Origin of the sequence: Pantoea sp. C2G6 (assembly GCF_051336815.1) — a bacterium.
Taxonomy (GTDB): Bacteria; Pseudomonadota; Gammaproteobacteria; order Enterobacterales; family Enterobacteriaceae; genus Pantoea.
The window spans coordinates 26530-48909 of sequence record NZ_JBGMNJ010000020.1 but is presented as its reverse complement, the minus strand read 5'-3'; the positions used below and the strand labels follow the sequence as shown (position 1 = coordinate 48909).

At 55.8% G+C, this 22380-nt stretch carries 21 protein-coding genes and 1 tRNA gene; 1 reads left to right on the top strand and 21 read right to left on the bottom strand.

Features of this window, described 5'->3' with window-relative positions; genetic code table 11:
• From ACCW71_RS19390 to sdhC, 20 genes are all read right to left on the bottom strand, one after another.
• A tRNA-Lys gene (locus ACCW71_RS19390) sits at nt 1-72 on the bottom strand.
• 164 nt (nt 73-236) lie between these two features.
• On the bottom strand, nt 237-1037 hold the full coding sequence (gene cpoB / locus ACCW71_RS19385) for a cell division protein CpoB (RefSeq protein WP_436374196.1): 801 nt from the start codon (nt 1035-1037) through the stop codon (nt 237-239).
• 9 nt (nt 1038-1046) lie between these two features.
• The gene (gene pal / locus ACCW71_RS19380) at nt 1047-1574 is read right to left on the bottom strand and encodes a peptidoglycan-associated lipoprotein Pal (protein WP_003853135.1); all 528 of its coding nucleotides are present in this window, start codon (nt 1572-1574) and stop codon (nt 1047-1049) included.
• Between the two features lie 51 nt (nt 1575-1625).
• A complete protein-coding gene (tolB, locus tag ACCW71_RS19375) occupies nt 1626-2921 on the bottom strand; it encodes a Tol-Pal system beta propeller repeat protein TolB (RefSeq protein WP_436374194.1) in 1296 nt (431 codons plus the stop codon).
• A gap of 115 nt (nt 2922-3036) precedes the next feature.
• A complete protein-coding gene (tolA, locus tag ACCW71_RS19370) occupies nt 3037-4359 on the bottom strand; it encodes a cell envelope integrity protein TolA (RefSeq protein WP_436374192.1) in 1323 nt (440 codons plus the stop codon).
• 27 nt (nt 4360-4386) lie between these two features.
• Nucleotides 4387-4815: a colicin uptake protein TolR gene (gene tolR, locus ACCW71_RS19365; protein WP_009091394.1), complete on the bottom strand. Its 429-nt coding sequence runs from the start codon at nt 4813-4815 to the stop codon at nt 4387-4389.
• Between the two features lie 13 nt (nt 4816-4828).
• Nucleotides 4829-5515 carry a Tol-Pal system protein TolQ gene (gene tolQ, locus ACCW71_RS19360; RefSeq protein ID WP_031374831.1) on the bottom strand — a complete coding sequence of 229 codons (687 nt, stop codon included), beginning with the start codon at nt 5513-5515 and terminating at the stop codon, nt 4829-4831.
• Nucleotides 5512-5916, bottom strand: a complete 405-nt coding sequence (ybgC, locus tag ACCW71_RS19355; protein ID WP_436374190.1) for a tol-pal system-associated acyl-CoA thioesterase — start codon at nt 5914-5916, stop codon at nt 5512-5514. The genes tolQ and ybgC overlap by 4 nt, the downstream gene beginning before the upstream one ends.
• Nucleotides 5917-6094: 178 nt before the next feature.
• Nucleotides 6095-6388: a cyd operon protein YbgE gene (ybgE, locus tag ACCW71_RS19350; protein WP_436374188.1), complete on the bottom strand. Its 294-nt coding sequence runs from the start codon at nt 6386-6388 to the stop codon at nt 6095-6097.
• The gene (gene cydX / locus ACCW71_RS19345) at nt 6388-6492 is read right to left on the bottom strand and encodes a cytochrome bd-I oxidase subunit CydX (protein WP_436374187.1); all 105 of its coding nucleotides are present in this window, start codon (nt 6490-6492) and stop codon (nt 6388-6390) included. The genes ybgE and cydX overlap by 1 nt, the downstream gene beginning before the upstream one ends.
• A gap of 15 nt (nt 6493-6507) precedes the next feature.
• Complete coding sequence (gene cydB / locus ACCW71_RS19340; protein ID WP_436374185.1) at nt 6508-7647, bottom strand: cytochrome d ubiquinol oxidase subunit II; 1140 nt, start codon at nt 7645-7647, stop codon at nt 6508-6510.
• A gap of 11 nt (nt 7648-7658) precedes the next feature.
• Nucleotides 7659-9230 carry a cytochrome ubiquinol oxidase subunit I gene (gene cydA / locus ACCW71_RS19335; RefSeq protein WP_436374183.1) on the bottom strand — a complete coding sequence of 524 codons (1572 nt, stop codon included), beginning with the start codon at nt 9228-9230 and terminating at the stop codon, nt 7659-7661.
• A gap of 576 nt (nt 9231-9806) precedes the next feature.
• A complete protein-coding gene (sucD, locus tag ACCW71_RS19330) occupies nt 9807-10682 on the bottom strand; it encodes a succinate--CoA ligase subunit alpha (protein WP_436374181.1) in 876 nt (291 codons plus the stop codon).
• Nucleotides 10682-11848: an ADP-forming succinate--CoA ligase subunit beta gene (gene sucC / locus ACCW71_RS19325; protein ID WP_436374180.1), complete on the bottom strand. Its 1167-nt coding sequence runs from the start codon at nt 11846-11848 to the stop codon at nt 10682-10684. Before sucC ends, sucD begins: the two co-directional genes overlap by 1 nt.
• A gap of 70 nt (nt 11849-11918) precedes the next feature.
• Nucleotides 11919-13142, bottom strand: a complete 1224-nt coding sequence (gene odhB, locus ACCW71_RS19320) for a 2-oxoglutarate dehydrogenase complex dihydrolipoyllysine-residue succinyltransferase (RefSeq protein ID WP_436374178.1) — start codon at nt 13140-13142, stop codon at nt 11919-11921.
• Nucleotides 13143-13157: 15 nt separating this feature from the next.
• Nucleotides 13158-15965: a 2-oxoglutarate dehydrogenase E1 component gene (sucA, locus tag ACCW71_RS19315; RefSeq protein ID WP_436374176.1), complete on the bottom strand. Its 2808-nt coding sequence runs from the start codon at nt 15963-15965 to the stop codon at nt 13158-13160.
• Nucleotides 15966-16169: 204 nt separating this feature from the next.
• Entirely contained in the window at nt 16170-16886 is a 717-nt protein-coding gene (locus ACCW71_RS19310) for a succinate dehydrogenase iron-sulfur subunit (protein ID WP_436374174.1), read from the bottom strand.
• 13 nt (nt 16887-16899) lie between these two features.
• Nucleotides 16900-18666 carry a succinate dehydrogenase flavoprotein subunit gene (gene sdhA, locus ACCW71_RS19305; RefSeq protein ID WP_436374172.1) on the bottom strand — a complete coding sequence of 589 codons (1767 nt, stop codon included), beginning with the start codon at nt 18664-18666 and terminating at the stop codon, nt 16900-16902.
• Complete coding sequence (gene sdhD / locus ACCW71_RS19300; protein WP_436374170.1) at nt 18667-19014, bottom strand: succinate dehydrogenase membrane anchor subunit; 348 nt, start codon at nt 19012-19014, stop codon at nt 18667-18669. It lies immediately after the preceding gene.
• Nucleotides 19008-19397, bottom strand: coding sequence for a succinate dehydrogenase cytochrome b556 subunit (sdhC, locus tag ACCW71_RS19295; RefSeq protein WP_436374168.1), 390 nt, complete (start codon nt 19395-19397; stop codon nt 19008-19010). Before sdhC ends, sdhD begins: the two co-directional genes overlap by 7 nt.
• Nucleotides 19398-20028: 631 nt before the next feature.
• On the opposite strand from sdhC, the gene ACCW71_RS19290 reads away from it, so the two are divergent.
• The gene (locus ACCW71_RS19290; RefSeq protein ID WP_436374167.1) at nt 20029-21312 is read left to right on the top strand and encodes a citrate synthase; all 1284 of its coding nucleotides are present in this window, start codon (nt 20029-20031) and stop codon (nt 21310-21312) included.
• Nucleotides 21313-21587: 275 nt separating this feature from the next.
• Here the strand turns inward: ACCW71_RS19290 and nei are convergent, their stop codons facing one another.
• Nucleotides 21588-22376 carry an endonuclease VIII gene (gene nei, locus ACCW71_RS19285; RefSeq protein WP_436374165.1) on the bottom strand — a complete coding sequence of 263 codons (789 nt, stop codon included), beginning with the start codon at nt 22374-22376 and terminating at the stop codon, nt 21588-21590.
• Nucleotides 22377-22380 lie beyond the last annotated feature (4 nt).

Here is a 22380-nt window from a genome sequence, read left to right as displayed (position 1 = left end):
GGGTCGTGCAGGATTCGAACCTGCGACCAATTGATTAAAAGTCAACTGCTCTACCAACTGAGCTAACGACCCATCTTCAGGCTTACCAGACACTTTGCAATGTGTCCCGGCAACGGCGGCATATATTACTGATTTAGCGGGGTAGCGCAACTCTTATTTCTGCTAAACGCTTCAGTTGCTTACCTTTCATACGGCAAGACCAGAAATCAGACGAAATCTGGTCTGAACCGTACAAATTACAGACTGGCCAGACGTTTTTGCGCCTGACGGGCAGAATCGGTATTCGGATAAAGTTTAATCACCTGCTGGAACACCGCTTTGGCTTTCGCGGTATCTTTTTTCTCCTGCATGATGACGCCCACTTTCAATAACGCTTCTGCCGCTTTCGGCGACTTCGGATAGTTTTTCACTACCGTGGCATAATAATAAGCCGCGTCGTCTTTCTTACCTTTGTTGTAGTTCAGCTGTCCCAGCCAGTAATTGGCGTTCGGCTGATAGGTCGAATCGGGGTAACGTTTCACCCACGCCTGCAAAGCGCTGATCGCCTGATCGTACTGTTTCTTCTCCAGAATCAGCGCCACAGCCGCATTGTAATCGCTGTTAGCATCACCGGTCTGGGCCGGAGCATCACCTGTAGAAGCCGCCGCGCCTGCGGTGGCCGCTGCGCCGGTATCCGCTGCTGCGGCATCGCTGCCAGCGGCGGGCTGCGCGCCACTGCTGGTCGCACTGCTGCTCAGGCTGTCAATCTGCTGGTAGAGCTGCTTCTGGCGCTCGACCACCTGATTCAACTGATAGGTATTTTGCTGAATTTGCCCACGCAGCGAGTCAATATCACGCTGGTTATCGCTCATCTGCTGCTGCAATTGTTGCATCAGCTGCGCCTGGGCGTTAGAGATTCGTTCAAGAGTGGTGACACGGTCTTCGACCGAGCCGGAGCCAACGCTACTGATTGACGCTTGGGCATTAGCGGCCCAGGGGGCCGCTACGCCAATCAGTAACGACAGACTCAACAGATGACGTCTGAAGTTACTAACCATGTGATTCTCTTAGTAGACCAGTACGGCACGACGGTTTTTAGAATAGGCAGCTTCGTCATGACCCAGAACGGCTGGCTTCTCTTTACCGTAAGAAACGATAGACATCTGGTCAGCCGACACGCCTTTACCTTGCAGGTACATTTTAACCGCGTTAGCACGACGTTCGCCCAGGGCGATGTTGTATTCCGGCGTACCGCGCTCATCCGCGTGACCTTCGATAGTCACTTTGTAAGATGGGTTGCTGCGCAGGAAGGTCGCATGCTGATCCAGCATCTGTGCGTAGTCAGACTGAACGTCATATTTGTCCAGACCGAAGTACACGATGTTGTTCTGTTGCAGCTGCTGCATTTGCAGACGCGCCTGCTCGTCAGAAGACATGTTGCCGCCGTTGCCGTTCATGCCAGAGTTTGCACCGTAAGCGCCATCAGCGCCCATGCCAGTCTGGTCATTGTTGTTGTTTTTGTGTGAGCTACAAGCCGCTACTGCCAGAACCGGCAGAGCCAGCATCAAACCCTTCAGCACTTTGTTCAGTTGCATTTCAAAAATCCCATTATTGTTTATTGTTTGTGATGTCTGTTAGGTCAGACATTACAGGTACGGCGACCAGGCAGGAAATTTTACCTGTCCATCAGTTGCCGGAAGACGCGCTTTGAAACGGCCGTCGGTTGAAACCAACTGCAACACGGAACCCATCCCCTGAGTAGAGCTATAGATTACCATTGTGCCGTTTGGTGCCAGGCTCGGCGTTTCATCCAGGAACGTGTCCGTTAACGTTTGAACGGCTCCCGTTTCCAGATCCTGTTTGGCGACATGCTGAGCACCACCGCTGGTGCTAATCATCACCATAGATTTCCCATCTGTTGCCACATCCGCATCCTGGTTCTGACCGCCTTCCCAGGTAATACGCTGTGGCGCGCCGCCATTCAGACCCACTTTATAGATCTGAGGAGCGCCCGCCTGATCGGAGGTATAGGCCAGAGTCTGGCTATCCGGGAACCAGGTCGGTTCAGTACTGTTATAGCGACCGTCAGTGACCTGACGTGTCTGACCGGAGGCGAGATCCATCACGTAGAGGTTCAGGCTGCCGGTTTTGGAGAGTGCGAAAGCCAGTTTAGAGCCATCCGGTGAGAACGCAGGCGCACCGTTGTGACGCGGGTAAGAGGCAACCTGACGGATCGCTCCGTTTGACAGCGTCTGCACCACCAGCGCTGACTTGCCGCTTTCAAAGGTCACGTAGGCAACTTTGCTGCCATCTGGCGACCAGGCTGGCGACATCAGAGGCTGCGGTGAACGATGCACCACGAACTGGTTGTAACCATCATAATCCGCAACGCGCAGCTCATACGGGAACTGGCCGCCGTTGGTCTGGACCACATAGGCGATACGGGTACGGAAAGCGCCCTTAATGCCGGTCAGCTTCTGGAAGGTTTCGTCACTGGCGGTGTGTGCGGCATAGCGCAGCCACTGCTTGGTCACTTTATAGGTGTTCTGTGCCAGAACGGTTCCTGGCGCACCGCCGGTGTCGACCAGCTGGTAAGAGACCTGATAGCTGCCATCCGGGTTAGAGGCAACCTGACCCACTACCACGGCGTCGATACCGAGCGCGCTCCATGCGGCAGGCTGCACTTCCTGCGCGCTGGCAGGTTGCTGTGGCAGACGTGAGCGATCCAGCGGATTAAATTTACCGCTGTTGCGCAGGTCAGCGGCCACGATACCGCCAATATCTTCTGGCGCAGCGCCTGAGCCTGCCCATTTGAACGGCACCACCCCAATCGGGCGCGCCGTATTGACACCCTGGGTAATCTCAATTCGAACTTCTGCATGCAGCATGGCTGCCCACAGCAGGATAAAAAAGCCTAACGTAACGCGAAGAGCTTGCTTCATTTTATCTCCCTTATCTGAACCTCAGTCCACGATAATTGGCACTGTTCCTGGAAACCACGAGTACAACTTGAGTACGGCAAGCTAAACATAGATCAACTTGCCGACCGTTACTGCATTATTGCGGTTTAAAACGCATCGGGGCGTTTTTAAACACTTCGTACACCGCCTGTGAAGGTGGCTTCGGAATGCGTGCCTGTCGGGCGGCGGCAATTGCTGCCTGACAGAGCGCCGGATCGCCACCCTCTGACTTAACATCAATCAACAATCCATCAGGTGCAAGTTTAATCCGCAAATCGCAACTTTTTCCGCGATACAGGTCCGCATCATAGAAGCGGCTTTGAATCGCGCTGGTTATCTGGCCCAGGTAGGAGTTGATCTCTGCTCCTGATGCACCCGCTTTCTTCTGGTTTCCCTGCCCTGCCGCACCGCCGGAGGTACCGCTTTTCGGTGCATTTTTGCCGGAAGCCAGTCCACCCAGCAGATCGTCGACATCACTGTCATTGGCGGCATCGGCGGCGGCTTTCGCTTTGGCGTCAGCTTTGGCTTTTGCGGCGGCATCGGCTTTCGCCTTGGCGGCAGCATCTGCTTTGGCTTTCGCGGCGGCCTCGGCCTTCTCTTTGGCAGCTTCGGCTTTGGCTTTCGCCGCGGCTTCGGCTTTCTCTTTGGCGGCTTCGGCCTTGGCTTTTGCGGCTTCCTCAGCTTTCTCTTTCGCCGCTTCGGCTTTCGCTTTTGCTGCTTCCGCCGCTTTCTCTTTGGCTTCTTCAGCCGCTTTGGCTTTAGCGTCCGCAGCCGCCTTCGCTTTGGCCTCAGCCGCTGCTTTCGCCTCCGCCTCTGACTTCGCTTTCGCTTCGGCTACCGCTTTCTCTTTGGCGGCGGCGGCCGCGGCGGCTTTCGCCTGCTGGTCAGCCTGCTTCTTCGCTTCAGCTGCCGCCTGTTTCGCCTGTTCAGCCGCGGCTTTTGCCTGGGCATCCGCCTGCGCTTTAGCATCTGCTTTCGCTTTGGCAGCGGCTTCTTCCGCCGCTTTCTGCTGCGCTTCAGCCTGTTTCGCGGCCTCTTCTGCCGCTTTCTGCTGCTCAGCCTGCTGTTTCGCCGTTTCCTGAGCCGCTAAGCGCTCTTTTTCCAGCGCTTTCAGACGCTGCTGCTCAGCCGCCTGCTTCTGCTGCAACTCTTCCGCCTGCTGCTGGGCCTGCTTTTTACGCTGCTGCTCAGCGCGCTGGCTGTCACTTTGCTGATTCTGCTGACGATTATATTGACTCACGACGGCACCCGGATCGACCATCACCGCGTCAATATCGCTGCCACCGCCACCGGCGCTGCTGGCGTCAATGTGCTCATTAAACGAGCTCCATATCAGCAGCGCGATCAGCACGATGTGCAGAATCACCGAAATGATTATCGCGCGCTTTAACTTCTCGTTTTGCTCGGTTGCCTTCGACACACTCGGTTCCCAAAAAACGGTTCGATTTTAAATCGGCTGCGTCATCAAACCGACAGATTTAACACCCGCCTGGTGCAGCAGGTTGAGCGCTTTAATAATTTCATCGTAAGGCACCTCTTTCGCGCCTCCGATCAAAAACACCGTCTTTGGATTGGCTTCCAGTCGGCGCTGCGCTTCGCTGATCACCTGCTCAGGCGGAAGCTGATCCATACGGTCGTGATCCACCACCAGGCTGTATTGGCCAACCCCGGCCACTTCAACAATCACCGGCGGATTATCATCGCTGGAGACCGTTTTGGAATCGGTGGCATCCGGCAGATCCACTTCCACGCTCTGGGTAATAATGGGTGCTGTCGCCATAAAGATCAGCAGCAGCACCAGCAGGACGTCCAGTAGCGGAACGATGTTGATTTCCGACTTCAGGTCGCGGTGTTTGCGACCACGTACTCTGGCCATCATTAACCTCTATTTACTTAGCGCTATCGCTGGAGAAAGCCTGGCGATGCAGGATGGCGGTGAACTCTTCCATGAAGTTGTCGTAGCCCTGCTCCAGTTTGTTGACGCGCTGGTTCAGGCGGTTGTACGCCATCACCGCCGGAATGGCCGCAAACAGACCGATAGCGGTCGCGATCAACGCTTCAGCGATACCGGGCGCGACCATCTGCAACGTCGCCTGCTTCACCGCACCCAGGGCGATAAAGGCGTGCATGATCCCCCAGACTGTACCGAACAGGCCGATATAGGGACTGATTGAGCCGACGGTGCCGAGGAAAGGAATATGGTTTTCCAGCGCTTCCAGCTCGCGGTTCATCGAGATGCGCATCGCACGGCTCGCTCCCTCAATCACCGCTTCGGGCGCATGGTTGTTGGCGCGGTGTAAACGGGCAAACTCTTTAAAACCGGAGTAGAAAATCTGCTCCGATCCCGCCAGTTCATCACGACGTCCCTGACTCTCCTGATAGAGACGCGAGAGTTCGATACCGGACCAGAATTTATCTTCAAACGCCTCTGCTTCCCGGCCCGCCGCATTCAGAATGCGCGTGCGCTGAATGATGATAGCCCAGGATGCAATGGAAAATCCGATTAAAATCAACATGATAAGTTTGACCAGAAGGCTAGCCTTCAGGAACAAATCAAGAATGTTCATGTCAGTCACTGCTTGAACTCCGCGACAATAGACTTGGGAAGCGCAATCGGCTTCATGAGATGTGGGTTGATGCAGGCAATCAGGACCTCTGCCTCATTGAGCACTTTGCCTTCAGTATTCACGATACGCTGAGAGAACGTCATCGTGGCCCGGGTCATTGATGTCACCTCACTCTGGATCTCCAGAAGGTCATCAAGCCGCGCCGCCGACAGATAGTCCACCGTCATACGCCGTACCACAAAAGCGATCTGCTGTTCTAACAGCGTCTGCTGATTGAAATGGTGCTGTCGCAACATTTCGGTACGTGCTCGTTCATAAAAAGCGATATAGCTGGCGTGATAAACCACGCCACCGGCATCAGTGTCTTCGTAGTAGACCCGAACCGGCCAGCGAAACAGCGTTGTACTCACTCTACATCCCGGCCTCGTTTTAAACGTTGCTACTATACGCAAGAGAATTGGGGTTGGGAATGGCTCACCAGAGCCAGACGAAAATAATTATCGCTCCGTAACAAACGGAACGATTTCAGTGAGATTTCTTGACCAGACGCTGACAAAAATTCACCGGCAGCGTTGATGAGGCGGGGCGTTACAGGAAAAAGCGACCAAGCGCGATAAACAGGACCAGCAGTGCCGGTAACGGGGTGAACAGCGCCTGCCAGCGGGTTCGCTCGGGCCGGAAACCGACGCCGTGGATCACACCGCTGCATACCGCCCAGATCAGGATGAGGCCCTGCACCGCAGGCAGCTGCCCGGCCTGATTCGCCAGGCGCGTCGGGTCCCACAGCACGCAACCCGCCGTCAGCAGCGCCAGCAGCAGTGAAAGGGCCCGTAACGGGCCCTTCTCCATCAGATCATACAGCATCCGAATCGCTTTACGCATCAGTGCGGCTCATCCTGCGTTTCGATATGCTCAATCGCCAGTGCGGTGACGATACCAAAGGCACAGGCCAGCAAGGTGCCGAGAATCCAGGCAAAATACCACATGCGACATCTCCTTAATTAATAGAGTGAATGACTGTTGCTTTCAATCTGCTCTTTGGTAATACGACCAAACATCTTCCAGTAGCACCAGGTGGTGTAAATCAGGATGATCGGCACAAAGATGACGGCAGCGACGGTCATGGTTTGCAGGGTTAACAGGCTGGAGGTGGCATCCCACATGGTCAAACTGATGCCCGGCACGGTGCTGGATGGCATGATGAACGGAAACATCGCAATACCGACTGTCATGATCACACAGGCCAGCGTCAGGGAGGAGAACAGGAACGCCCAGGCGCCCTTCTCGCCGCGTGAGCAGAGCATGGTCAGCAGCGGCAGCACCACGCCCAGCAGCGGGAACAGCCACAGCACCGGATGGTTCTGGAAGTTCACCATCCAGGCACCCGCTTCGCGCACCACGGTTTTACCCAGCGGATTGGAGGCGGCGAAGTGATCGATGGTGCTGGTGACCACATAGCCATCAATGCCATATTTCACCCAGACGCCCGCCAGAATAAAGCAGACCATCATCACCAGCGCCGCCAACTGTGCCGCGGTGCGTGAACGCAGATGCAGTTCGCCAGTGGTGCGCATTTGCAGATAGGTCGCGCCCTGCGCCAGAATCATCGCCACGCTGACCACACCAGTGAGCAGAGCAAACGGATTCAGCAGCTGGAAGAAGTTACCGGTATAGAACAGACGCAGATATTCATCCGCATGGAACGGCACGCCCTGCAACAGGTTGCCGAACGCCACGCCAATTACCAGTGGCGGCACAAAGCTGCCGAGGAAAATGCCCCAGTCCCAGGCTCCGCGCCAGCGGTTGTCTTCAATCTTTGAGCGGTAGTCGAAACCCACCGGACGGAAGAACAGCGAGGCAAGCACCAGAATCATCGCCACGTAGAAGCCGGAGAAGGCCGCCGCATACACCATCGGCCAGGCCGCAAACAGCGCGCCACCGGCGGTGATCAGCCAGACCTGGTTGCCATCCCAGTGCGGGGCGATAGTGTTAATCATGATGCGGCGTTCGGTATCGGTACGGCCCAGAATGCGCGTCAGCATCCCGACGCCCATATCAAAGCCATCCGCCACGGCAAAGCCGATCAGCAGCACGCCAATCAGCAGCCACCAGACAAAGCGCAGAACTTCGTAATCAAACATGGTCGCTCTCCTTATCCCTGTACCGGCTGAGCCGTAGTGGTGATCTGCTCGTGATGATAACGGCCGGTCTTCAGGCTGCTTGGCCCAAGGCGGGCAAATTTAAACATCAGGTACATCTCGGCCACCAGGAACAGGGTGTAGAGACCGCAAATCAGGATCATCGAGAACAGCAGATCGCCGGTGGTGAGTGACGAGTTGGCGACCGCGGTCGGCAGCACTTCACCAATAGCCCAGGGCTGACGACCATACTCGGCTACAAACCAGCCAGACTCGACGGCAATCCACGGCAGCGGAATACCGAATAGCGCTGCTTTCAGCAACCAGCGGCTCCGGCCGATACGATTACGCAGCACGTTCCAGAAGGAGAGCGCGATAATCCCCAGCAGCAGCACGCCACACAGCACCATGATGCGGAAGGCGAAATAGAGCGGAGCGACCCGCGGGATAGAGTCCTGCGTCGCCTGTTTAATCTGCGCCTCAGTCGCGTCAGCCACGTTGTCGGTATAGCGTTTCAGCAGCAGACCGTAGCCGAGATCCTGTTTGTGGCTGTTGAAAGCGTCACGCACCGCCGGATCCTGGCTGCCGCTGCGCAGCTCATTCAGCAGGGCGTAGGCTTTCATGCCGTTGCGGATCCGCACTTCATGCTGTGCCATCAGATCTTTCAGGCCGGTCACCGGCGTATCGGTGGATCGGGTGGCGATCAGGCCCAGCAGCCAGGGGATCTGAATCGCATAGCGGTTTTCCTGAGTCGCCTGATTCGGCAGGCCAAACAGGGTAAAGGAGGCCGGTGCCGGCTGGGTATCCCACTCCGCTTCAATGGCGGCCAGTTTGGTTTTCTGGACATCCCCCATTTCATAACCGGACTCATCGCCCAGTATGATCACTGACAGCACCGCCGCCATACCAAAGCTGGCCGCAATCGCGAACGAACGTTTCGCAAAGGCGAAGTCACGCCCTTTCAACATATACCAGGCGCTGATACCCAGAATAAACATCGCGCCAGTGGTGTAACCGGCCGCCACGGTATGAACAAATTTCACCTGTGCCACCGGATTCAGCACCAGCTCCGAGAAGCTGACCATCTCCATGCGCATGGTTTCAAAGTTGAACTCAGAGGCGATGGGGTTCTGCATCCAGCCGTTCGCCACCAGAATCCACAGAGCAGACATGTTGGAGCCCAGCGCCACCAGCCAGGTGACCGCGAGGTGCTGCACTTTGCCCAGACGATCCCAGCCAAAAAAGAACAGACCGACAAAGGTGGATTCAAGGAAGAACGCCATCAGACCTTCAATGGCGAGCGGCGCACCGAAAATATCGCCGACATAGTGAGAGTAATATGACCAGTTCGTCCCGAACTGAAATTCCATGGTCAGGCCGGTGGCGACGCCCAGCGCAAAGTTAATACCAAATAACTTGCCCCAGAACTTCGTCATATCTTTATAAATTTGTTTGCCACTCAGCACATAGACCGTTTCCATGATCGCCAGCAGAAACGCCATACCCAGCGTTAAAGGGACGAACAGAAAATGGTACATCGCCGTTAAGGCAAACTGTAACCGCGACAGCTCGACGATATCTAACATAATGACTCCTTGCTCCTCGCATTGTCTCCGTTGCGCGCGCAATGGGAACGCACGTAACCAGAGTCAGGAACGACTGTTTATTAATTCCAGTTTTTTATTACCAGCAGAACAGGTAAGTGAGCTGCCCGAACAGGCGAGTAACGGATGAAGCAGCTCTGAAAAGTGTCAAATCAGCGCTTTCATTCACGTCAGCTGTAGCAGGAGAAAGGCGGACATCATCCCGGGTTTAGCAAACGTTTGAAAGTTTGTGTAAAAGGCTGGATTGATGCAGCGCAATTTACGCCCTTAACGCTGCGCTTTGCCAGAGAAATAGTTGGATATAAATCGCAAAGAATTGATCTGGATTAACGCAATAAGTTTCCAGATAAGGTCAGGTAGGGTTATTGTTAATAAGATGTCACTATCGAAATGAATAATAGTGAAATAGATCACCTTCAACACCTTTTATTAACGTGGAAGTGACCTGTCCTCGTATTCTGAACCGCCCTCCCCTTTTTATCGTACGGGAACCGAACCGCGAATAAACACCATAAAAAAAGCCACCCGAAGGTGGCTTGCGTCGTTAATCAGGCTGACTTAGTTAGCAGGCAGGACCGCTTTCACGGCGTCGCCAATGTCCGCCAGGCTGCGAACGGTCTTCACGCCAGCCGCTTCCAGCGCAGCAAACTTCTCATCTGCTGTACCTTTGCCGCCCGCGATGATCGCGCCCGCATGACCCATACGCTTGCCTTTCGGCGCGGTGACGCCGGCGATGTAGCCGACAACCGGTTTGGTCACGTGCTCTTTGATGAACGCCGCCGCTTCTTCTTCCGCGCTGCCGCCGATCTCGCCGATCATCACGATCGCTTCGGTCTGCGGATCGTCCTGGAACATTTTCAGAATGTCGATGAAGTTAGAACCAGGAATCGGGTCGCCGCCGATGCCGACGCAGGTCGACTGGCCGTAACCGATGTCGGTAGTCTGCTTCACCGCTTCATAGGTCAGAGTACCGGAGCGAGAGACGATACCCACGCGACCCGGCTGGTGAATGTGGCCCGGCATGATACCGATTTTACATTCGCCTGGAGTGATGACGCCCGGACAGTTTGGACCGATCATCCGCACGCCCGCTTCATCCAGCTTCATCTTCACGGTCAGCATATCCAGCGTCGGGATGCCTTCGGTGATGGTGATGATCAGTTTGATGCCCGCTTCGATCGCTTCCAGGATGCCATCTTTACAGAATGGTGCCGGAACGTAGATCACGGTGGCGGTCGCGCCGGTGGCTTCTACCGCTTCGCGCACGGTGTTGAACACCGGCAGGCCGAGGTGGGTGGTGCCCCCTTTGCCTGGCGTCACGCCGCCTACCAGCTGGGTGCCGTAAGCCAGCGCCTGTTCAGAATGGAAAGTCCCCTGGCCACCGGTGAAACCCTGGCAAATGACTTTGGTGTTTTTGTCGATCAGAATGGACATTATTTACCCTCCGCGGCAGCAACAACACGCTGTGCGGCGTCTGTCAGGCTGGTTGCTGCAATGATGTTCAGACCGCTGTCCGCCAGTTTCTGGGCGCCCAGCTCGGCGTTGTTACCTTCCAGACGTACCACTACCGGCACGTTCACACCCACTTCAGCCACTGCGCCGATGATGCCGTCGGCAATCAGGTCACAGCGTACGATACCGCCGAAGATGTTAACGAACACGGCTTTAACCGCATCGTCAGAGAGGATGATTTTGAAGGCTTCGGTTACGCGCTCTTTGGTTGCGCCACCGCCGACATCCAGGAAGTTGGCTGGCTGACCGCCGTGGTGCTTAACGATGTCCATGGTGCCCATCGCCAGACCTGCGCCGTTAACCATACAACCGATGTTGCCTTCCAGCGCAACGTAGTTGAGCTCCCACTGCGTCGCATGCGCTTCGCGGGGATCTTCCTGGCTTGGATCGCGCATTTCGCGCAGCTCTGGCTGACGGAACAGGGCGTTGCCATCGGCACCCAGTTTGCCATCCAGACAGATCAGGTCGCCCTGTTTGGTGATCACCAGCGGGTTGATCTCAACCATCGCCAGATCGCGCTCCAGGAACAGCGTCGCCAGACCCATAAAGATCTTGGTGAACTGACCGACCAGCTTGCCGCTCAGACCCAGTTTAAAGGCCAGCTCACGGCCCTGATAAGGCTGTGGACCGGTCAGCGGGTCCAGCGCCATTTTGTGGATCAGGTGCGGGGTCTCTTCCGCCACTTTTTCAATTTCCACGCCGCCTTCGGTCGAGGCCATGAAAATGACGCGACGGGTGGCACGATCGACCACCGCGCCCAGATAGAGCTCCTGATCGATGTCAGTGGCTGCTTCAACCAGAATCTGGTTTACCGGCTGGCCGCTGGCATCTGTCTGATAGGTCACCAGGCGTTTGCCCAGCCAGTTTTCAGCAAAGGCACGAATCTCTTCTTTGCTGTTAACCACTTTCACACCGCCCGCTTTACCGCGGCCACCGGCATGAACCTGACATTTTACTACCCACGGACCTGCGCCAATTTTCGAGGCTGCTTCTTCCGCTTCACGTGGTGTAGTACAGGCGTAACCGGTAGGAGCCGGCATACCATACCGTGCAAACAGTTGTTTCGCCTGGTATTCGTGTAAGTTCATGATGTTCTATCCATTCAGATCTGAAAAGAGTAATGAGGTTGGGCGCGCAGCAAGGCGCGCCCGGTGAAAATCAGACATCCAGCAGCAGACGCGCCGGATCTTCCAGCATCTCTTTGACTGCAACCAGATAACCCACTGATTCACGGCCATCGATCAGACGGTGGTCATAGGAGAGGGCCAGATACATCATTGGCAGGATCACAACCTGACCATTCACCGCCATCGGGCGATCTTTGATGGCGTGCATGCCCAGGATGGCGCTCTGCGGTGGGTTGATGATCGGGGTGGACATCAGTGAACCAAAGACACCGCCGTTGGTGATGGTGAAGTTACCGCCGGTCAGATCGTCGACCGTCAGCTTACCGTCACGGCCTTTCACCGCCAGCTCTTTGATTTTCTTCTCGATGTCGGCCATGCTCAGCGCATCCACATCGCGCAGAACCGGCGTCACCAGTCCACGAGGTGTTGAGACCGCGATGCTGACATCGAAGTAGTTGTGGTAAACCACATCTTCGCCATCAATAGAAGCGTTCACTTCCGGGTAGCGTTTCAGCGCTTCAACCACTGCTTTAATGTAGAACGACATAAAGCCCAGACGCACGCCGTGACGCTTCTCAAAAGCCTCACCATACTGCTTGCGCAGATCCATGATCGGCTTCATGTTGATTTCGTTAAAGGTGGTCAGCATCGCGGTGCTGTTTTTCGCTTCCAGCAGACGCTCAGCAACACGCTTACGCAGACGGGTCATCGGCACACGTTTTTCGCTGCGGTTAGCCACGGGCTGCGGCGCGGCGCTGTTGTCAGCGGCAGGCGCGGCGGCTTTAGCGGGCTGCGGCTTATTCGCCAGATGTTTTTCAACATCTTCACGGGTCAGACGGCCACCGACACCACTGCCTTTAATCTGCGAGGCGTCGAGGTTGTGCTCGGCGATCAGACGGCGGATAGCCGGGCTGAGCGCGTCGTTGCTCTCTTCTTCCAGTGACGCGGTCTGACGCTGAGCCGGGGTCGACTCTTTGCTTTCAGACTTCGCGCTGGTCTCTTTACCGGCGCTGTTGCCCTCTTTCAGACGGCCCAGGATCTGGCGCGAGGTCACAGTGGCGCCCTCTTCTTCCAGTACCGCTTCCAGGATACCGTCAGCGGCGGCTGGCACTTCCAGCACCACTTTATCGGTTTCGATTTCAACCAGCACTTCATCGCGAGTGACGGCATCGCCTGGTTTTTTGTGCCAGGTTGCCACAGAGGCATCGGCAACCGATTCAGGCAGGTCGGGAACGAGAATATCTACGCTACTCATTATCTTTCCTTTTAATTAATTAACGTTCAGCGCGTCATTAACCAGGTCTTGCTGCTGTTGTTGGTGTACGGACATGTAACCCACGGCCGGTGAGGCGGAGGCCGGGCGGCCTGCATAACGTAAGGTGGCACCAAACGGCACAACTTCACGGAAATGATGCTGGCTGCAATACCAGGCGCCCTGATTCAGCGGCTCTTCCTGACACCAGACAAAATCCTGCACGTGAGAATACGCTTTTAATGCTTCCTGTACCGCCTGATGCGGGAACGGATAGAGCTGCTCGATGCGCACGATAGCGACATCGGTCTGCTCGTTTTTACGGCGCTGTTCCAGCAGGTCGTAATAGACTTTACCGGAGCAGAGCACCACACGTTTCACACCCTGCGGATCGAGATTATCGATTTCGCCAATCGCCGGCTGGAAGCTGCCGTTAGCCAGCTCATCCAGCGTCGAGATCGCCAGCGGATGACGCAGCAGGGATTTCGGCGACATTACAATCAGCGGACGGCGCATACCGCGCAGCGCCTGACGACGCAGCATATGGTAAACCTGCGCCGGGGTAGACGGCACGCAGACCTGCATGTTCTGCTCGGCGCAGAGTTGCAGATAACGCTCCAGGCGCGCCGAGGAGTGCTCGGGTCCCTGACCTTCATAGCCGTGCGGCAGCAGCATCACCAGGCCACACATCCGGCCCCACTTCTGCTCACCGGAGCTGATGAACTGGTCGATGACCACCTGAGCGCCGTTGGCGAAGTCACCAAACTGCGCTTCCCAGATAGTCAGGATGCGCGGTTCCGCGGTGGCGTAACCATATTCAAACGCCAGCACCGCCTCTTCTGACAGTACTGAGTCCCAGACTTTGAACTGACCCTGACCGCTGTGCACGTGGTGCAGCGGGGTGTAGGTCGAGCCATTAGCCTGGTTGTGGATCACCGCGTGACGGTGGAAGAAGGTTCCGCGACCGGTATCTTCACCCGACAGACGAACCGGAATACCTTCATCAACCAGCGTGGCGTAGGCCAGGTTTTCCGCCCCGCCCCAGTCAAAGGCTTTCTCGCCTTCGGCCATCAGGCGACGGTCGTTATAGATCTTAGCCACACGCGACTGGACTTCTACCTCTTCAGGTACCTGGCTGATACGCAGCGCCAGCTCTTTCAGACGCTTCATCTCAACCTGCGCCGGATAAGGCTCATCCCACTCATGGTTGAGGTAAGGCGACCAGGTAAAGGAGTGCAGGCTCATCGGACGCCATTCCGGCACCACGCATTCGCCCGCGTCCAGCGCGTCACGGTAAAGATTGACCATTTCGGTCGCATCTTCCTGAGTGGCGACAGCTTCCGCTTCCAGACGGTCGGCATAAATTTTACGCGGCGTCGGATGCTTTTTGATTTTCTGGTACATCAGCGGCTGGGTCGCACTGGGCTCATCCGCCTCGTTGTGACCATGACGGCGATAGCAGACCAGATCGATAAACACATCACGCTTAAAGGTGTTGCGGTAATCGAGCGCCAGGCGCGTCACAAAGGCCACCGCTTCCGGGTCGTCAGCGTTGACGTGGAAAATCGGGGCCAGCACCATTTTGCCGATGTCGGTGCAGTAAGGGGTCGAACGCGCGTCACGCGGGTTGGAGGTGGTAAAGCCAACCTGGTTGTTGATCACGATGCGAACGGTACCGCCCACTTCGTAACCGCGCGCCTGCGACATGTTCAGGGTTTCCTGTACCACGCCCTGACCAATTACCGCGGCATCACCATGAATGGTGATCGGTAAGACTTTGTTGCTGGCCGGCTCATCGAGACGATCGAGACGGGCGCGAACCGAACCCATCACCACCGGGCTGACGATCTCCAGGTGCGACGGGTTAAACGCCAGCGCCAGGTGAACCAGGCCGCCTTCGGTTTCCACGTCGGACGAGAAGCCCATGTGGTACTTCACGTCACCGGTGCCCAGGTGCTCTTTATGCTTACCGGCGAACTCGTCGAACAGATCCTGCGGCTTTTTACCCAGCACGTTAATCAGCACGTTGAGACGGCCACGGTGCGCCATCCCCAGCACCACTTCACGGGTCCCGCTCTTGCCGGCGTGACGGATCATCTCGCGCAGCATCGGCACCAGCGCATCGCCGCCTTCCAGCGAGAAGCGTTTAGCGCCCGGGAATTTCGCGCCGAGATACTTCTCCAGCCCTTCTGCCGCGGTCAGCTCTTTCAGGAAACCTTTTTTCTCTTCGTTGCTGAAGGAGGCACGGCCCGCAACCGACTCAAGACGCTGCTGGATCCAGCGTTTCTCATCGGTGTTGTTGATGTGCATATACTCCGCACCGATCGAGCCGCAGTAAGTCTGGGTCAGCGCCTCGAACAGATCGGCCAGCTTCATGGTCTCTTTGCCGATGGCAAAAGAGCCAACGTTAAAGCTTTCCTGAAAATCGGCCTCAGTCAGATCGTGAAAGGCGGGATCGAGATCGGCGACCCGATCCTGTTTCCACAGTCCGAGCGGATCTAGGTTGGCGTGCTGATGGCCGCGAAAACGGAATGCGTTGATCAGCTGTAGCACCTTGACTTGCTTGGAGTTGGTTTCCGGATCGGAGAGAGAGGAAGTGTAACGAGATGCATCTTTCGCCAGGCGACGGAAGTACTCACGTGTGGTGGAGTGAAACTGCTCAGGTTTCATTCCGGTGCCCGGTAACTGTTGGAACATCGAGCGCCACACTGCATCGACAGAGTCAGGATCGGTCAGGAAATCCTCATAGAGCTGCTCTATGTAAGACTGATTCGCGCCGGCCAGCCAGGAAGAGTCCAGCCAGGGCTTCATCGCGCTGTTCTGCATTGTGATCCCTTAAGCATTGCTATGCTTTTTTGAGGTTTCATTTGTTGCCGCTTTCGCGGTTTGCCGTAGTGAGTTCAGCGATACGAGCACTGTGCGCAGCGCGCGTGGCCCGTAAGGGAACCTTTGTAAACGTGGTGTCGCACCGCGCTTACAGAGGCTTCCGTAAACTATCGGGAACCTGAGGTTCCCGACAGAGGTGTTACCTTATGCCCCGCGTTGCAGCAGCATCGACTTGATATGGCCGATGGCGCGCGTCGGGTTAAGCCCTTTCGGACATACGCTCACACAGTTCATGATGCTGTGGCAGCGGAATACACTGAAAGCATCATTCAGATTGTCGAGACGCGCATCCGTTTCGGTGTCACGGCTGTCAATCAGAAAACGGTAAGCGGCCAGCAGACCAGCCGGACCGATGAACTTCTCAGGATTCCACCAGAAGGATGGGCATGAGGTTGAGCAGCAGGCACAGAGAATACATTCATATAATCCATCCAGATGTTCGCGCTCATCCGGGGATTGCAGATGCTCGCGTGCTGGCGGATTTTCCCCATTATTCAACAGGAAAGGTTTGATTTTCTCATATTGTGCATAAAACTGGCTCATGTCCACCACCAGATCACGCACCACCGGCAGGCCTGGCAGCGGGCGGATAACGATCTTCTGCTTGCCGTTACCCAGCGCCGAGACCGGCGTGATGCAGGCCAGACCGTTTTTACCGTTCATGTTCAGGCCATCGGAGCCACAAACGCCTTCACGACAGGAGCGACGGAAAGCCAGCGTCGGATCTTTCTCTTTCAGGCGAATCAGCGCGTCCAGCAGCATCATGTCGCGACCCTCTTCCGCTTCCAGGGTGTAATCCTGCATCCGCGGTTTGTCGTCGACGTCGGGATTGTAGCGATAAATTGAAAACTCGAGTCTCATCATCGTCTCCGGATTAGTAGGTACGCACTTTCGGCGGGAAGGCCGCGCGCAGTTTCGGCTGCATGTTCACCTCACGGCGGGTCATGCTCTCGGTTTCCGGGACATACAGGCTGTGGCACAGCCAGTTTTCATCATCACGATCCGGGAAGTCGAAACGACTGTGGGCACCGCGGCTCTCGGTGCGATAGTTAGCCGCCACCGCCGTGGCAAAGGCTGTCTCCATCAGGTTATCCAGCTCCAGACACTCAATACGCTGGGTGTTGAAGTCAGGTGAGCGGTCATCCAGACGCGCTGATTTCAGGCGCTGACGGATCTCTTTCAGCTCTTCCAGACCCTGGGCCATCGCTTCGCCTTCGCGGAACACCGAGAAGTTATTCTGCATGCAGCGCTGCAACGCTTTGCGAATCTCAACAGGATCTTCACCGGTGGTGTTGTTTTCCCAGCGGTTGAAGCGCGCCATCGCCGCATCAATCTCATCTTCAGTGGCATCACGCAGATCGCCCTGCTCCTGAATACTCTCCAGCAGATGCAGACCGGCAGCACGACCAAACACCACCAGGTCGAGCAGTGAGTTACCACCCAGACGGTTCGCGCCATGGACCGATACGCAGGCGATTTCGCCCACCGCAAACAGCCCTGGGATCACCACATCTTCGCCCTGCTCATTCACGCGCAGCGCCTGGCCGGTTACTTTGGTCGGAATACCGCCCATCATGTAGTGACAGGTCGGGATCACCGGAATCGGCTCTTTAATCGGATCGGCGTGGGCAAAGGTGCGTGACAGCTCCAGGATACCTGGCAGACGCGACTCCAGCACCTCTTTGCCGAGGTGATCGAGCTTCAGTTTAATGTGCGGGCCCCACGGACCATCGCAGCCGCGACCTTCACGGATCTCAATCATCATTGAGCGCGCGACCACGTCACGGCCCGCCAGATCTTTGGCGTTTGGCGCATAACGCTCCATAAAGCGTTCGCCATGTTTATTCAGCAGATAGCCACCTTCACCACGGCAGCCCTCTGTTACCAGCACGCCCGCACCGGCGATGCCGGTTGGGTGGAACTGCCACATCTCCATGTCCTGCACCGGAACGCCGGCACGCAGCGCCATGCCCACGCCGTCGCCGGTGTTGATGTGCGCATTGGTGGTGGACTGATAGATACGGCCCGCGCCGCCGGTGGCCAGAATAGTCGCTTTGGCTTTGAAGTAGACGGTTTCGCCGGTTTCGATGCAGATAGCGGTACAACCCACCACTGCGCCATCGGCGTTTTTCACCAGATCCAGCGCATACCACTCAGAGAAGATAGTGGTTTTGTTTTTCAGGTTCTGCTGATAAAGGGTGTGCAGCAAGGCGTGACCGGTACGGTCAGCCGCGGCCGCGGTACGTGCCGCCTGCTCGCCGCCGAAGTTTTTCGACTGGCCGCCAAACGGACGCTGATAGACACGACCATCTTCCAGACGGGAGAATGGCAGGCCCATGTGTTCCAGCTCCAGAATCGCTTCCGGGCCGGTTTTACACATATATTCAATCGCGTCCTGGTCACCGATATAGTCGGAACCTTTGACGGTGTCATACATGTGCCATTCCCAGTTATCTTCATGGGTATTGCCCAGCGCAACGGTGATACCGCCCTGCGCAGAGACCGTATGGGAACGGGTCGGGAAAACTTTAGATAACAGGGCGCAGCTCTGGCCACCCTGGGAGATTTGCAGTGCGGCCCGCATTCCTGCGCCACCTGCGCCGATCACCACGGCATCAAACTCTCTGATTGGCAAACTCATTTACACACCCCACACCACAACAAAGCCATAGATCGCATACCACAACAGCGCCACGACAATCACAAACTGCAACAGCAGACGGGCTGGCAGCGATTTAACGTAGTCTGTTAACACCTGCCACATTCCAATCCAGCCGTGGATCAGAATCGAGAACAGCGTCAGCAGCGTGAACACTTTGGTGAATGCGGAAGCGAAGAAGCCACGCCATAAATCATAAGTCAGCGTGTCTGTCATCACCATGAAACCCAGGATATAGACGATGTAGAGCGTAATGAGAATTGCAGTTGCGCGCAGCAGCAGCCAGTCCTGAATGCCGTTGCGACCCAACGAGGATGCATTGCTTACCATACGAGGACTCCCGCCAGAATTGCCAGCACGCCAGTGATCACAAAAGTCATATAAGCTGAGCGCTTACCGACCTCCAGCGTCTCCGCCAGATAACCAAAATCCATCAACATATGACGAATCCCGCTCACCGCGTGATAGGCCAGCGCAGTTAAAATGCCCCACATAATGAACTTCGCGAAGAAGCCATCCATAATGGACGCAGCGTGCTGGAAACCTTCAGGAGAAGAGAGAGAGAGGCCGAGTAACCACAGCAGGATGCCGAGGGCAACCAGGGTTATGACGCCGGAGACGCGGTGAAGAATGGACGATATTGCAGTAACGGGAAACCGGATCGTCGAGAGATCCAAGTTGACAGGTCTTTGTTTTTTCACGGTTTTGCCCACACAGCTCTTTTTTATTTTGCTTCCTCCGGACCTGAGGCGGAGTCTAATCACAACGCGTGGCAGACTTTAACCGTCACCAAAAAAGCAACATCCAGTGTTAATTGACGCGGTAGTAAACGCTGGGTGGCTCCTGGTGTCAGGATGTTCCGGAGACCTGGCTGGAGTATAGGAGGATCACATTCTGATTACAATTCCCCTACAAACTCTTTGGTATATTTTAGGTAGAACAGTGATCCTACTCACGATTTTCACAATTGATACAATTTTAATTATCTGATTTGACAATAGTTCAACAATTCAGTTACAAACTAAGCCTATAAATTCCTATGATGCACAAAAGTTATGGGGATACACTTTCCCCTAAGCGCAAGTTATGTAACATTGCGAATATGAGCTTTAAAAAGCATCAGGTTATTGGTTACCAAGAAGTTATGTCCTGACCGGATCTTTAACAACCGCGATATGCAGCACGTCCATGGCTCACCGGTTCCCTCAGGAACGCGCCGCTCACTCTGTACCCTGCACCCGTTTTACCTCCGCAGAGTGATACCAGGTCGTTATGCCAACCGCAACATGAACGCGTTTCAGGTGTCAAAGATCTTTACCTACATAAGGCGCTATGGAGACGAAAATGACAGATAAAAAAGTGACGTTAACCCTACAAGATGGAACGTCGATTGAACTGGATGTGCTGCAAGGCGCTCTGGGCCAGGATGTGGTTGATGTCCGTGCCCTGGGGTCCAGTGGCCTGTTCACCTTCGATCCCGGTTTCACGTCTACAGCGTCCTGCGAATCCAAAATTACCTTTATCGATGGCGATGAAGGTATTCTGCTGCACCGTGGCTTCCCGATTTCCCAGCTGGCGACCGACTCCAACTATCTGGAAGTGTGCTATATCCTGCTGAATGGTGAAGCACCAGACCAGCAGCAGTTTGATGAGTTCCGCACCACGGTGACGCGCCACACCATGATTCATGAGCAGATTACCCGTCTGTTCCACGGCTTCCGTCGCGACTCCCACCCTATGGCGGTGATGTGCGGCGTGACCGGCGCGCTGGCTGCGTTTTACCATGATTCGCTGGATGTTAACATTGAACGCCACCGCGAAATCGCGGCATTCCGTCTGCTCTCTAAAATGCCGACCATGGCCGCGATGTGTTACAAATACTCTATCGGCCAGCCGTTTGTTTACCCGCGTAATGACCTCTCTTATGCCGGTAACTTCCTGCACATGATGTTCGCCACGCCGTGCGAAGAGTATGTTGTCAATCCGGTGCTGGAACGCGCCATGGACCGTATTCTGATCCTGCATGCGGACCATGAGCAGAACGCCTCGACTTCGACCGTGCGTACCGCCGGTTCTTCGGGCGCTAACCCGTTTGCCTGTATCGCCGCGGGTATCGCCTCGCTGTGGGGACCGGCGCACGGTGGTGCCAACGAAGCGACCCTGCGTATGCTGGAAGAGATCAGCACCGTTGAGCACATTCCTGAGTTTGTTAAGCGCGCCAAAGACAAAAATGACTCTTTCCGTCTGATGGGCTTTGGTCACCGCGTTTACAAAAACTACGATCCTCGTGCCACCGTGATGCGCGATACCTGCCATGAAGTACTGAATGAGCTGGGTATGAAGGATGACCTGCTGGAAGTGGCGATGGAGCTGGAACACATCGCGCTGAACGACCCGTACTTCATCGAGCGTAAACTCTATCCAAACGTCGACTTCTACTCCGGTATCATTCTGAAAGCGATGGGTATTCCTTCCTCAATGTTTACGGTGATCTTCGCGATGGCGCGTACCGTGGGCTGGATTGCCCACTGGAAAGAGATGCACGACGAAGGGATGAAGATTGCCCGTCCGCGTCAGCTCTATACCGGTTATACCGAGCGCGAATTCAGCTCGAAGCTGAAGAAGTAAGATTCGGAGGGCGGAGAGGGATCTCCGTCTGATGTTGCCTTAAAGCCGGGGGGCGGTTGGGTTTGATACCGCGCCTGCGCAGAGAACACGGTCAGATCGGAAAGACGCAAAAGCCGTCATCCATGACATGCTCGGCCCGCGCCGTCCCTGGCGCGGGACGCTTTCCTCCTCTGACCGTGTTCCCTGCACGTTAAACTCCTACGTTGCTTCCAGATTCACGCGGGTTTGAGTTTGTCTGCCGTCTGATGTAAGAGCCTTTCGATTTCCTGCCCTTTCTATCTTTGACACCCCGGACACCAGTAAAACGGCCGTGATGAGAGCGTGCCCTTCTCAATCACCGTACCGCAGCGTCGGCATTTTTTGCCCTGCCGATGAAACACCTCAAACTGAAATGCCGCTTCCTCATGATACTTTTTCATAGTTCCACGCATCCGATAAGCATGACGTGGCACTGAGAGCAGCGCCTCGCTGAAAGCAGTCAGCTGAACCTCATCGAGATCCTGCGCCCGGTGATGGGGCAGCAGTTGCGCCAGCCAGAGGATCTCCGCGCGCAGGTAGTTTCCCAGCCCGGCGAGAAAAGCCTGATCCAGCAGCAGCCCGCTGAACTGACGCCGCCGGAAACGGGGTGACAGCAACCGCTCTTCTACCTCCGCCGCCGTCAGCGCACCATTCAGCACATCCGGCCCGATGCGGTTCAGGAAGGGATGCGCCGCCAGGGTATCCGCGTTAAGCAACTCAATATCGGAGGCGCTGTAGAGCAGAATCGCTTTTTTTTCCGTCGCCAGCCGTACCCGTAACTGGCGGGTCGTCTGTAACTCGGTATCAGGTTTCACAATCCGCCAGACACCATACAGCTGGTTATGGCTGTAAAGCGTCAGGCCATTGCTGAAATGTGTCAGCAGCGCTTTGCCCCGCGTCTCTATCGCCTGCACCTGTTCACCGATCAAGGCCGGTTCATAGGTCTTCAGCTGCGGAAAGGCAAACCACGCCTCGGTTAAGGGCTGGCCGACAATCGCGGTTTCCAGCTGATCCGCCGCGCGGCGGATTTCCGGTCCTTCAGGCATCCTT